Origin of the sequence: Ectopseudomonas composti, assembly GCF_900115475.1 — a bacterium.
In the GTDB taxonomy this organism is placed as follows: domain Bacteria; phylum Pseudomonadota; class Gammaproteobacteria; order Pseudomonadales; family Pseudomonadaceae; genus Aquipseudomonas; species Aquipseudomonas composti.
On record NZ_FOWP01000013.1, the window covers coordinates 46,125 to 58,209 of the forward strand.

Annotated in this window: 12 protein-coding genes; 4 read left to right on the forward strand and 8 right to left on the reverse strand. The window is 62.3% G+C overall.

The window, feature by feature from the left end:
* Positions 1-14 precede the first annotated feature (14 nt).
* A complete protein-coding gene (locus BM059_RS20225; RefSeq protein ID WP_074941111.1) occupies positions 15-2,228 on the reverse strand; it encodes a DNA internalization-related competence protein ComEC/Rec2 in 2,214 nt (737 codons plus the stop codon).
* 139 nt (positions 2,229-2,367) lie between these two features.
* Here BM059_RS20225 and BM059_RS20230 point away from each other — a divergent pair, with 139 nt between their 5' ends.
* Entirely contained in the window at positions 2,368-2,895 is a 528-nt protein-coding gene (locus BM059_RS20230) for a DUF2062 domain-containing protein (protein ID WP_037000323.1), read from the forward strand.
* A gap of 36 nt (positions 2,896-2,931) precedes the next feature.
* Here the strand turns inward: BM059_RS20230 and BM059_RS20235 are convergent, their stop codons facing one another.
* From BM059_RS20235 to BM059_RS20245, 3 genes are read right to left on the reverse strand one after another with little or no spacing between them, the layout of a single operon-like run.
* A complete protein-coding gene (locus BM059_RS20235; RefSeq protein WP_074941112.1) occupies positions 2,932-4,176 on the reverse strand; it encodes a lipoprotein-releasing ABC transporter permease subunit in 1,245 nt (414 codons plus the stop codon).
* On the reverse strand, positions 4,176-4,877 hold the full coding sequence (gene lolD, locus BM059_RS20240; RefSeq protein WP_037000325.1) for a lipoprotein-releasing ABC transporter ATP-binding protein LolD: 702 nt from the start codon (positions 4,875-4,877) through the stop codon (positions 4,176-4,178). Before lolD ends, BM059_RS20235 begins: the two co-directional genes overlap by 1 nt.
* A gap of 4 nt (positions 4,878-4,881) precedes the next feature.
* On the reverse strand, positions 4,882-6,129 hold the full coding sequence (locus tag BM059_RS20245; protein ID WP_037000326.1) for a lipoprotein-releasing ABC transporter permease subunit: 1,248 nt from the start codon (positions 6,127-6,129) through the stop codon (positions 4,882-4,884).
* Positions 6,130-6,269: 140 nt separating this feature from the next.
* On the opposite strand from BM059_RS20245, the gene BM059_RS20250 reads away from it, so the two are divergent.
* From BM059_RS20250 to BM059_RS20260, 3 genes are read left to right on the forward strand one after another with little or no spacing between them, the layout of a single operon-like run.
* Positions 6,270-6,836 (forward strand): PilZ domain-containing protein, encoded by a 567-nt coding sequence (locus BM059_RS20250; RefSeq protein ID WP_074941113.1) that lies wholly within the window; start codon positions 6,270-6,272, stop codon positions 6,834-6,836.
* A 19-nt stretch (positions 6,837-6,855) separates the two neighbouring features.
* Positions 6,856-7,164 carry a phosphodiesterase gene (locus BM059_RS20255; RefSeq protein WP_074941114.1) on the forward strand — a complete coding sequence of 103 codons (309 nt, stop codon included), beginning with the start codon at positions 6,856-6,858 and terminating at the stop codon, positions 7,162-7,164.
* The gene (locus BM059_RS20260; protein ID WP_037000330.1) at positions 7,161-7,880 is read left to right on the forward strand and encodes a glycerophosphodiester phosphodiesterase; all 720 of its coding nucleotides are present in this window, start codon (positions 7,161-7,163) and stop codon (positions 7,878-7,880) included. Before BM059_RS20255 ends, BM059_RS20260 begins: the two co-directional genes overlap by 4 nt.
* Positions 7,881-8,103: 223 nt before the next feature.
* Here BM059_RS20260 and sthA read toward each other — a convergent pair whose 3' ends face one another.
* The 4 genes from sthA to nqrF all read right to left on the reverse strand — a co-directional run bounded on the left by sthA (position 8,104) and on the right by nqrF (position 12,074).
* Positions 8,104-9,498, reverse strand: coding sequence for a Si-specific NAD(P)(+) transhydrogenase (gene sthA / locus BM059_RS20265; protein WP_037000331.1), 1,395 nt, complete (start codon positions 9,496-9,498; stop codon positions 8,104-8,106).
* Between the two features lie 97 nt (positions 9,499-9,595).
* Positions 9,596-9,826 carry a (Na+)-NQR maturation NqrM gene (gene nqrM / locus BM059_RS20270; protein ID WP_037000333.1) on the reverse strand — a complete coding sequence of 77 codons (231 nt, stop codon included), beginning with the start codon at positions 9,824-9,826 and terminating at the stop codon, positions 9,596-9,598.
* Positions 9,823-10,746, reverse strand: a complete 924-nt coding sequence (locus tag BM059_RS20275; RefSeq protein WP_074941115.1) for an FAD:protein FMN transferase — start codon at positions 10,744-10,746, stop codon at positions 9,823-9,825. Before BM059_RS20275 ends, nqrM begins: the two co-directional genes overlap by 4 nt.
* A 104-nt stretch (positions 10,747-10,850) precedes the next feature.
* Positions 10,851-12,074 (reverse strand): NADH:ubiquinone reductase (Na(+)-transporting) subunit F, encoded by a 1,224-nt coding sequence (nqrF, locus tag BM059_RS20280; protein WP_074941116.1) that lies wholly within the window; start codon positions 12,072-12,074, stop codon positions 10,851-10,853.
* Positions 12,075-12,085: the final 11 nt, after the last annotated feature.

Sequence of the window (12,085 nt, forward strand, 5' to 3'; positions counted from 1 at the left end):
GACCGCCGCCGTTCTCATTTTTCCCGCCAGAAACGTGGCTCGCTTCGCAACCCACGCGGCGCAGCCTGTTCGCCCAGACGCAAATGCAGCGCACCACGCAAGGCGGTGTCATGCATTTCGACGCCTGCAGCCTGGTAGCGTGCAAGGACCTGCGGGTGAGGATGACCGAAGGCATTGTGACGGCTGCGCGTGATCAGCGCATGCTGCGCCGCGACCGCATCGATGAAGGCCTGACTGGATGAGGTTCGACTGCCGTGATGAGGTGCCAACAGCCACCGCGAGGCCAGGGGAAAGTCGGCCTGTATCAGCGCACGCTCCGCCTGAACATCGATATCGCCGGTCAACAACAGGCGTTCGCCCGCCGCCTCGATCTGCAATACGCAAGAACGCTGATTGCCGGACCTGGCCTGATCCCACTGCCACAGCCTGAACGTCACACCATTCCACTGCCAGCTCTGCCCCGACTCACAGGCTTCGGCGCCAAGCGTCGTATCCAGACGCAGCGGCTCGCCGCTGATGACCCTGGCGACCGGCATTCCAGCCTTGATCGCGACAGCGCCACCAGCATGGTCATTGTCGGCATGGCTGAGCAGCAGCAGATCGAGGCGCCTGAGATTCATTGCGCGCAAGGAAGGCAGAACGACGCGCTCGCCCGTGTCGAAATCGCCGAAGCGCGGCCCCGCGTCGTACAACAAACTGTGTTCACGGGTGCGCACCAGCACGGCCAACCCCTGCCCTACGTCCAGTACCCAGACATCGGCACGGTCATCATCGAGTTGCTGCGCAGGCAAGAACAGTGCGGGCAATAGCAGCGCGATGCCAGGCAGACGCAGCGGTACTCCGGCCGGCAACAGCAGTAGCAACGCGCCAGTCAACGCCAATAGCCATGCCCAGAGTGGCAGGTTGCTGGGGAGCCAGGCGGGCAGCCAATCGGCGATGACACCCAGCAGCTCGAAAAGCACATACAGCGCCCCACCGGCCAGCCACAAAAGCCCCTCGCCAACCAGCGGCACGGGCAACAGCAGCGTCCCCAGCAGCGCCAATGGCACGACCACCAGCCCTACCCAGGGCACGGCAATCAGATTGGCCAGCGGCCCACTGCTGCTGACCGGCAGCCCAAGGACCAGCATCATCGGCAGCAGGCCGATGGCCATGGTCCACTGCGCACGTGTCAGCCCACGCCACCAACCCCAGACACCGAGCCGGCCACCGAACACCAGGGCGAGAATCGCCACCGCCGAGAATGACAGCCAGAACCCCGGCTGCAAGGATGCCAGCGGCTCCAGCAGCAGAACCACGAGTAATGCCAGCAACAGCGGCCACCAGGCGCCCAGATGCCGAAAGCGCATGCGCCAGAGCAGCACCAGCGCGACCATCACGCAGGCCCTGCGCACCGGCACTTCGAGACCGGCCAGCAGTCCATAGACCAGCGCCCCGCCCAAAGCCAATGCACAGGCGCAGGGCAGCCAGGGCAAGCGCGCAGGCCAGGCGCCGACTCTTGCCAGCACTGCCACCAACCCATAGAGAAAGCCGGCCAGCAGCGCGATGTGCTGCCCGGAAATGACCATCAGGTGCACCGTGCCGGTGTGCTGCAGCAAACGCCAGTCGCCCGCGCTCAGGCCCGATCCATCCCCCAGAACCAGAGCGGCGATGGCACCCTCTCTGTGAAAGGCGGGCACAGCCAGCAAATGCTGACGCAGGCTATCGCGCCAGCTGCCCAGGCCAGTCGCTGGCGATAGACGCTCACCCGACTTGATCGTGCCCGTGGCGCCAATGCGTTGGGCCAGCAGCCAGGCTTCATAATCGAAGGATTGAGGGTTTACCAAACCGTGCGGGCGCTTCAGGTTGACCGCTACACGCCAGCGCTCGCCACCCTGCACCAAGGGGCCGCCATACCAGGCCAGGCGCATCCTTGTCGGCAGCTCGGCACGCCGGGAGTACGCCTCCTCGAACTGGAAGCGCACCACGCCATCGGATACCTCAGGAAGCCCGACCACTCGCCCCTCCAGCCACAACGTGCGGCCATCGAGTTGCGGATCGAGGCGATCATCCAGTGCCGATTGCGCCGAACTGCAGGCCCAGGCCAGCCCCAGCAGAAAGAAGCCCAGCGGAAAGAGCCGTGAGAACAACAATACGAAGCCGCCACACGCTGCAATCAGCAGCAGCCAAGCCGGCGGCAAGCTCGGTAGAAAGCGCAAGGTGAGCAGCCCCAAGGCTAGCGCCAACATCCCTGTTCGCATGATTCCTCCCTGCAGCTTCGCGCTGCGATGAGCGCATCCGACGCTCACCTCCGGTCACAATATGAAAACGCTGGCGATGGCGATTCCGTGCATAATATCCGCGCTTTTGCCTGCCCAGAGACTCTTCATGCCGCGTCGTTTATTCAAGCGCTACATGCCCAACCCTGACAGCATCAAGGGTAACAAGTCCCTGCGCTTTCTCGGCAAACTGATTCACGACCCCAATCTCTGGCATCTCAACCGCCACTCAGTAGCCCGTGGCATGGCCATCGGCCTGTTCTGGGCGATGATTCCGATGCCGATGCAGATGTTGGCAGCCGCCGCAGTAGCCATCCCGTTACGCGCCAATCTGCCGATTTCCATCGGCCTGGTCTGGCTGACCAACCCTATCACCATGCCGCCGGTTTTCTACTGCACCTACAAACTGGGCGCGTGGATCATGCAAACACCTCCGGTACGCATGCCGCAAACCCTGAGCCTGGAATGGATCACCGCCGAGGTCGCGGTACTGTGGAAGCCGCTGTACCTGGGGTCCTTCGTCGCGGGATTGATTCTTGCGGTATTGGGCTATGCGCTGACCACGCTCTACTGGCGCTGGTGGGTCCAGCGCAGTTGGCGCAAACGCCAGGAAAAGCGCCGACTGGAACGCCACTGAAAAGAAAAAGCCGTCGAATTCGACGGCTTTTCGTTCTTACTCGTAACGTAGCGCTTCGGCCGGTTGTACCTGCGCCGCCCGCCATGAGGGATAGAGCGTGGCGAGGAAGCTGAGGATCAACGCTGCCGAACAGATCAGCGCCACGTCCAGCCACTGCAAGTCCGATGGCAGGCTGCTGATGAAGTACACGTCAGAGCTCATCACCTGCTGCCCTGCGAACGATTCCAGCCAGGCCACCAGCGCACTGACATTGAGCGCAGCCAGCACACCGAGCACCGTGCCGATCAGTGTGCCGACCAGGCCGATGACCGAGCCCTGCACCATGAAGACGGCCATGATCTGTCGCGGCGTGGCACCCAGGGTGCGCAGGATGGCGATATCGCCGCCCTTGTCGGCAACCACCATGATCAGGGTGGCAATGATGTTGAACGCCGCTACAGCGACGATCAGCAGCAGAAGCAGACCGATCATGGTCTTCTCCATCTTCATCGCACTGAACAGGCTACCCTGGGTGTGGGTCCAGTCGTCGGCACGGTAACCCGCGCCCAGCTCGGCGACCAGCGCCTTGGATACCTGCGGCGCCTGATACAGATCCTTCAGCGCCAGGCGAATGCCCGGCACCGTGCCATCCGGCAAACGCTGCATGGCGGCGGCATCGACGACGTTGATCAGCGCCAGCGAACTGTCCAGTTCAGCGCCAACCTTGAACACCGCAGCAACGTTCAGACGCTGCATGCGCGGGGTAACGCCGCCAGGCGCGCTGCTCAGCTCGGGGATGATCAAGGTCAGCTTGTCACCCACCTGCAGGCCGAAGCGCCGTGCGGTGATATCGCCGATCACTACGCCGAACTCGCCGGGCTGCAAGTTGTTCAGGCTGCCCTGGCGGATGTGCTCAGGCAGGATCGACACCTTGTCCTCTTCCGCCGGATCGATACCGTGAATCTGGATCGGCTGCATCAGCCCGCGATGAGAAAGCATGCCCTCCAGCTCGGCATAGGGCGCAGCGGCCTGTACCTGCGGGTTGCCCATGGCCTTGTCTGCCAAGGCACGCCAATCGGTGACAGGCTCGGCACCGTAGAGCATGGCGTGCGGCACCATACCGAGAATGCGCGAGCTCATCTCCTTCTGGAAACCGTTCATCACCGACAGCACCACGATCATCGCCAGCACGCCGAGCGCCAGACCGATCATCGAGGTCAGCGAAATGAAGGAGATGAAATGATTGCGGCGCTTGGCCCGTGTGTAGCGAGCGCCGATGAAGATACTCAGCGGACGAAACATCAGAGGGTCACCAGCTTGCCGTCCTGCAGGCTGAGCACGCGATCCATCTGCCGTGCCAGTTGCATGTCGTGGGTCACCACCAGGAACGCAGTCTTGGAGTCGCGGCTGAGCTCGCGCATCAGCTCCTGAATACCTTCGGCGGTGTGCTGATCGAGGTTGCCGGTCGGCTCATCGAGCAGCACCAACCCCGGACGGTTGACCAAGGCGCGGGCGATCGCCACGCGCTGACGCTCGCCACCGGATAGCTCGGACGGCTTGTGATTGAGGCGATGCCCCAGGCCTACCCGTTCCAGCAACGCCGTCGCGCGCTGACGCGCCTCGGCAATCGACGTCTTGCCAATCAACAGCGGCATGCAGACGTTCTCCAGCGCGGTGAACTCGGCCAGCAGGTGGTGAAACTGGTAAACGAAGCCCAGTGCACGGTTGCGCAGCAGGCCACGTGCGGTCTCGCTCAGTGCCGACAGTTGCTCGCCAGCCAGCCAGACACTGCCCTCGCTGGGCGTATCCAGGCCGCCGAGCATGTTCAGCAGGGTGCTTTTACCGGAACCGGAGCTACCGACGATGGCCACGCGCTCGCCTGGGAAGAGTTCCAGCTCGAGCCCATCGAGCACAACTACCGACTCGGGGCCTTCGTCGTAACGCTTGCTCAGATTGCGGCAACTGAGCACGGCGTTGTGCTGTTTCATGGCGTTCTGATTCATGGACTCACTCATAGCGCAGGGCCTCGGCAGGCTGGGTACGCGCGGCGCGCCAGGCCGGATACAGGGTAGCGAAGAAGCTCAGCAGCAACGCCGCGGTACAGACCATCACCACGTCGGCACTCTGCAGTTGCGAAGGCAGGTAATCGATGAAATAGACATCGGCATTGAGAAACTTGATGCCCAGCAGGCGCTCGATGCCGGCGATCAGGCTGCTGATGTTCAGCGCCGCGAGAATGCCCAGCAGCGCGCCGATGAAGGTGCCGACCACGCCAATCACGGTGCCCTGCACCATGAAGATGGCCATGATCTGCCGCGGCGTAGCGCCGAGAGTACGCAGGATGGCGATGTCACCTTTCTTGTCGGTCACCACCATCACCAGCGTGGAGATGATGTTGAATGCGGCCACTGCGACGATCAGCAGCAGGAGCAGACCGATCATGGTCTTCTCCATGCGAATGGCCTGATACAGGTTGCCGTGAGTACGGGTCCAGTCGCGGGCGTAGAAATCACCACCGAGGCTCTGGGCGATCTCCCAGGCGCTACGTGGCGCCTGGAACAGATCATCGAACTTCAGGCGCAGGCCCTGCACCTGGTCCGGTTTCCAGCGCTGCAGGCGCGCCAGGTCGCTGATATTGGCCAGCGCCAGGGCGCCGTCGATCTCGCCGGCGCCAACATGGAAGATGCCGCTGACGGTAAAGCGCTTCAGGCGCGGGAACATGCCGGCCGGGGTCACGGTGACCTCGGGCGCGACGAAGGTGACCTTGTCACCGAGCTTGAGGCCGAGCTTGGCCGCCGCCTTGTCGCCGATGACCATGGCGAAGTCGCCCGGCTGCAAGCTGTCGAGACTGCCCTGCTGGAAGAAGCCGTCGATGATCGACACCTTGCGCTCCTGCTCGGGGTCGATGGCATTGATCAACACTTTCTGCACCTTGCCATCGTGCGTCAGCAAGCCCTGCATCTGGGTGAAGGGCGCCAGCGCCTCGACGCGCGGATGGCGCTCCACCTGGCGCGCCAGGGCCTGCCAGTCGCTGATCGGCGTGGGCGACTCGACCGTGGCATGCGGAATCATGCCCAAGACGCGGGTGCGCATCTCGTGGTCGAAACCGTTCATGACCGACAGCACCAGAATCATCACCATCACCCCCAGGGTGAGGCCGAGCATGGACGTCAGGGAAATGAAGGATACGAAGTGGTTGCGGCGCTTGGCCCGCGTGTAACGCGTACCGATGAATACGAACAGAGGTCTGAACATGTCGGGGAAAGGTCAGGGGAAAAAGGAACGTCCTTGTGGCGGGCCCTGGCTAGCGGCCTTACACTCAGAACCAGTTCGAGCCCGCTACGTGCCGGATCGTCAACGAGTTCTCTGACCACCACTGCTGTCATGGGTTCGCCATGTCGACATACGATGTAGATGATCGCCGGGAATACTATCGTATCGAGGATACGATCGCACTGGAATTCAGCCTGTTATCCGGTGCAGCGGCCCACTCCAGCGAAGTGCTTCACGATGCTTCACCGCTGTTCAATCTGCTCAGCGATCTGCACCTGATGGACTTCGAGTCGCAGCACCTGCTACGCCATATCAGCGAGCGCGACCGTACGCTGGCCAACTACCTGAAGGTGATCAACAAGCGCATCGATCTGCTTGGTCAGGCCGTGGCGCAAAGCCTGCTGCGCGACATCGGCGCACCACGCCAGGTGTCGCTGTCCGAAGGCGGCATCAGCTTCAATCACGCCCAGGCCGTAGCACCGGGAAGCCACCTGGCGATCAAGATGGTGCTGATGCCGCAGGCGCTGGGCTTGCTACTGCGCGCGCACGTCGTGCACTGCTGTGCACGCCAGGATGGGCAGTACGAGATCGGCACCGAGTTCGAAGCGTTGACCGACGCACAGCGCCAATTGCTGGCCCGGCATATCCTGCAGAAACAGGCTCTGGAACGTCGCCAGGCCCGCGAATGAACGCCGCCAAGGAATCGCCATGCATCGCTTCGCTCTGCTGTTCACCCTGCTCATCACCCCGCCACTGTTCGCCGACACCCTGACCATTCCCCTCGGCGACCAGGGTGCGGATATCGATAGCCGCAACCTGCCTCAGCTCGGCCAATCGAAACGCTCGGTGCTGGAGCGCTTCGGCCTGGCTGACGAAGAACACAAACCTGTTGGCCAACCGCCCATCACCCGCTGGGACTACCGCGAGTTCAGCGTCTATTTCGAATACGATCACGTGATCAACAGCGTGCGCCAGCATTGGCCGCGCCACCTCGACACCGTCAAGGAGCAACAGTGACTCTCATCTACGGCCATCGCGGCGCCAAGGGCGAAGCCCCGGAAAACACCCTCGCCAGCTTCCAGCGCTGCCTGGAACATGGCGTCAATCGTTGCGAGCTGGACCTGCACCTGTCATGCGACGGTGAGCTGATGGTGATCCATGACCCCACCCTGAAGCGCACCACGGGCCTGCGCGGCAAGGTGGTCGAGCACGATGCCGCCGACCTGAGCCAATACGACGCGCGCAAGGGCGGCCCGGGCTGGGTACGCCCCTGCCCCATTCCACGACTGGAAGAGCTGTTCGAGCAGTGCCCGTTCGAACACTGGCAGTTGGAGGTGAAAAGCGCCTCGAAAGTCCGCGCAGCACGAACCGTGCTGGCCATTGCCGAGCTCGTCGAGCGCTTCGGCCTGCGTGAGCAGATCACCATCACCTCCAGCTCACGCGAAGTGCTCAAGGCAGCACGCGAGCTGACTCCGCACCTGCAGCTCGGCCTGGTCGCCGAATACGCCTGGCTCGACCCACTGAAAGTCGCGGCGCATTACGGCTGCCATCTACTGGCGCTGAACTGGACCCTGTGCACTCCGGAACGCCTGATCAAGGCGCAGAAGCAAGGCCTGCACGTATCGGTCTGGACGGTCAACGAACCGGCGCTGATGCGCCGTTTGGCCGACTTCGGGGTCGACAGCATCATCAGCGACTATCCCGGCCTCGCAGTGAAGACGCTGCGCGGCTGAGCCCCGTAGGGTGCGCCATGCGCACCAACTCCTCACACGGTGCGCACGGCGCCCCCTACAGAGCGGCGAACTCAATCACTCAAGAACGAAAAACCGGCCCAAGGGCCGGTTTTTCGTTGCTACCACCTGAGACGCTAGAAGCTCTCCCGATTCGGCCAACGCCATTCGCAAGCCTGCTCCCAGCCTGTCTCCCCGACCGGCTCAGGCCACCGGCCGGAGCCGCTCAAAAAAGCCGGTTGAGGCCATCGAACGCTGCCACCCGGTAGGCCTCAGCCATGGTCGGGTAGTTGAACGTGGTGTTGATGAAGTACTTGATGGTGTTGGCTTCACCCTTCTGGTTCATGATCGCCTGACCGATGTGAACGATCTCCGATGCCTGATAACCGAAGCAGTGCACACCCAGCACTTCCAGGGTCTCGCGGTGGAAGAGGATCTTCAGCATACCCACCGGCTCCACCGAGATCTGCGCACGAGCCATGCCCTTGAAGAAGGCCTTGCCGACTTCGTAAGGCACCTTGGCCTGGGTCAGCTCACGCTCGTTCTTGCCGATCGAGCTGATCTCCGGAATGGTGTAGATGCCGGTCGGCACGTCATCGACGAAACGCCAGCTGCCGTTATCGACAATGCTGCCAGCCGCCGAGCGCCCCTGGTCGGATGCAGCACTGGCCAGGCTCGGCCAGCCGATCACGTCGCCAGCCGCATAGATATTGCTGACTTCGGTGCGATAGCGCTCGTCGACCTGAATCTGGCCACGGCTGTTGACCTTGATGCCGATATTCTCCAGCCCCAGCTGGTCGGTATTACCGGTACGCCCGTTGCACCACAGCAGCGCGTCAGCCTTGATCTTCTTGCCCGACTTCAGGTGCAGGATCACACCGTTCTCCAGCCCCTCGATGCGCTCGTACTCTTCGTTGTGACGAATCAGCACGTTGTTGTTGCGCAGGTGGTAGGAGAGCGCATCGGAAATTTCCGAGTCGAGGAAGCTCAGCAGTTGATCACGGTTGTCGATCAGGTCCACCAGTACACCCAGACCGCTGAAGATCGACGCGTACTCGCAACCGATGACCCCGGCGCCGTAGATGATCAGGCGACGCGGCGTATGGCCGATGCTGAGGATGGTGTCGCTATCGTAGATACGCGGGTGGCGAAAATCGACGTCGGCCGGGCGATACGGGCGCGAACCTGTGGCGATCACCACGTCCTTGGCCACCAGCTTCTCGACTGCACCGTTGATGCAGACCACCTCGACGGTGTGCTCATCGGCGAAACTGGCGGTACCGAAATAGGTGTCGATACGGTTGCGCGCGTAGTAGCCGGTGCGCGAGGTGACCTGCTTGGCGATCACCTTCTCGGCGCTTTTCAGCACATCGGGGAAGGAGAACCAGCGCGGCTCGCCAATCTGGCGGAACATCGGGTTGGTATTGAACTGCATGATCTGCCGCACCGAATGGCGCAGCGCCTTGGAGGGAATCGTGCCCAGGTGGGTGCAGTTGCCACCGACCAGCGGACGATTATCCACCACAGCCACCTTGCGCCCGGCCTTGGCTGCGTTCATCGCCGCGCCTTCGCCCGCCGGGCCGGAGCCCAGCACCACCACATCGTAGTTGTAGACCGCCATGTTTACTCCTTCAGATCAGGCCGGAGCGCTTGTGGCGCACCCTCGGCGGGGCCGACAGCGGAATGCGGCTGCCGGCTATCAAAGCATACTGCCTGGTTCAGCGCTTGCTTGCGTCGTAAGCCAGGTCGGTGTCCGGCGCTTCGCTTTGGTCGCGATTGACCTCTTCGCACTTCTCACGGCTACCGCCGCAGATCGAGCACTCCTTCTCGATGCCCAGGTTGGCGATGCCACCGCAGGAACCGGCGATGGGTTTGCGCCCCATGATCACGCCGACGGCCATCATGCCGACGACCAGAACCATGGCCAGAAATACAACCAGAAAAGTCATTGCTCATCTCCTGCAGCGAATAGCTGCTCGAATGCGGTCGTGCCATGTGTGACGAAGCCCTCGCCCTCACGCGTCACGAAAAACGCCGCGATAGCGTTGCGCTCGGCGAAAGCCATGCCGGCATCCGGCCCGAGCACCATCAATAGGGTAGACAAGCCATCGGCGCGCAAGGTCGATGGATCTGCCACCGTGACAGCTGCCAGCTTGTGATTGACCGGTTTGCCAGTTAGCGGATCGAGCGTGTGCGAGTAGCGCTGGCCGTTCTCTTCGAAGTAGTTGCGGTAATCACCCGAGGTGGAAATACCGTAACCATCGAGCTGCAGGATGCGCTGGGCGACGCGCTGGTCGTCGCGCGGCGCTTCCAAGCCGATGCGCCAGTGGCTGCCGTCGGGCTTGAAGCCTGCTGCCTTGAGCTCGCCGGTGGCCTCGACCAGGTAGCTGGTGACGCCCAGCTCGCCCAGGCGTGCAACGATCTGATCGACAGCGTAACCGGCAGCGATGCTGTTGAAGTCGACTTCCACGTCGACGTCCTTGCACAGCTGCTCGCCTTCGATCTTCAGGTGCTGTTGGCCAACCCGCTGACGCACTTCGGCCAGACGCTCGGCATCCGGCACGGCTTCGCCCTGCCCTTTGGGCCCGAAACCCCAGAGATCGAGCAGCGGCTCCAGCGTCAGGTCGAAGTAACCCTGGCTCTCCTCGTGCAGGCGATTACCGGCACGCACCAGGTCCAGCACACCCTTGGGCATGGCCTGGCAGGTGCCAGCGGGCGCACGGTTGAACTGCTCGATCAGCGAGTCATCGCGGTAGGTGGACATCTGCAGGTCGATTTCGGCGAGGATCGCCTCAGTCGCGGCCTTGAGTTCGGCTTGCGGCGCGACACCTTCACTGCGGACGTATTTGATCGAATAGGTGCTGCCCATGGTCGGGCCACCGAACTCTTCGATCCGTTCAGAATGCAAGCAGCCCGTTAGGGCTGCCGCCAGGGCGACAGCGATAACGGGCTGGAGTACAGCAGACCTCATGCTTAGCCGCCGAAGTCGTCGAGGAGGATGTTCTCCGGCTCGACACCCAGGTCGGTCAGCATCTTGATCACGGCGGCGTTCATCATGGGTGGGCCGCACATGTAGAACTCGCAATCTTCCGGAGCCGGGTGGTCCTTCAGGTAGTTCTCGTACAGCACGTTGTGGATGAAGCCCTTGAGGCCGGTCCAGTTGTCTTCGGGTTGCGGATCGGACAGTGCCAGATGCCACTGGAAGTTCGGGTTCTCGGCCTGCAGCTGATCGTACTCTTCGTTGTAGAACGACTCACGCATGGAGCGCGCGCCATACCAAAAGCTGATCTTGCGCGTGGATTTCAAGCGCTTGAGCTGGTCGAAGATGTGCGAACGCATCGGCGCCATACCGGCACCACCGCCGATGAAGACCATCTCGGCATCGGTGTCCTTGGCGAAGAACTCACCGAACGGCCCGTACACGGTGATCTTGTCGCCCGGCTTCAGGCTGAACACATAGGAAGACATCTTGCCCGGCGGCAGATCGTCCTTGCCGGGGGGCGGCGAGGCGATGCGGATGTTGAACTTCACCAAGCCGCGCTCTTCCGGGTAGTTGGCCATGGAATAAGCACGGATCACGGTCTCCTCGACCTTGGACACGTACTTCCACTGGTTGAACTTGTCCCAGTCGCCGCGGTACTCCTCCTGAATGTCGAAGTCCTTGTAGTTCACGGTGTGTGGCGGGCACTCCAACTGCACGTAACCACCGGCACGGAAGTCGACGTTCTCGCCTTCCGGCAGCTTCAGCGTCAGCTCCTTGATGAAGGTGGCGACGTTAGGATTGGAAACGACGGTGCATTCCCACTTCTTGACGCCGAAGACCTCTTCCGGGACTTCGATCTTCATATCCTGCTTGACCGGAGTCTGGCAGGACAGGCGCCAGCCCTCACGGGCCTCGCGCTTGGTGAAGTGCGACTCTTCGGTAGACAGCATCTCACCGCCGCCAGACTCGACGACACACTTGCACTGCGCGCAGGTGCCGCCGCCGCCGCACGCGGAGGACAGGAACACGTTGTTGTCAGCCAGGGTTTGCAGCAGCTTGCCGCCGGCCGGTACCACGATGGTTTTTTCGCCGTTGATCTCGATGCTCACATCGCCACTGGAGACCAGCTTGGCGCGCGCAGCGAGGATGATCAGCACCAGCGCGAGAACGATGGCGGTGAACATGCCGATGGCGAGGAAGATTTCGTAATTCATCTGTTCATCCT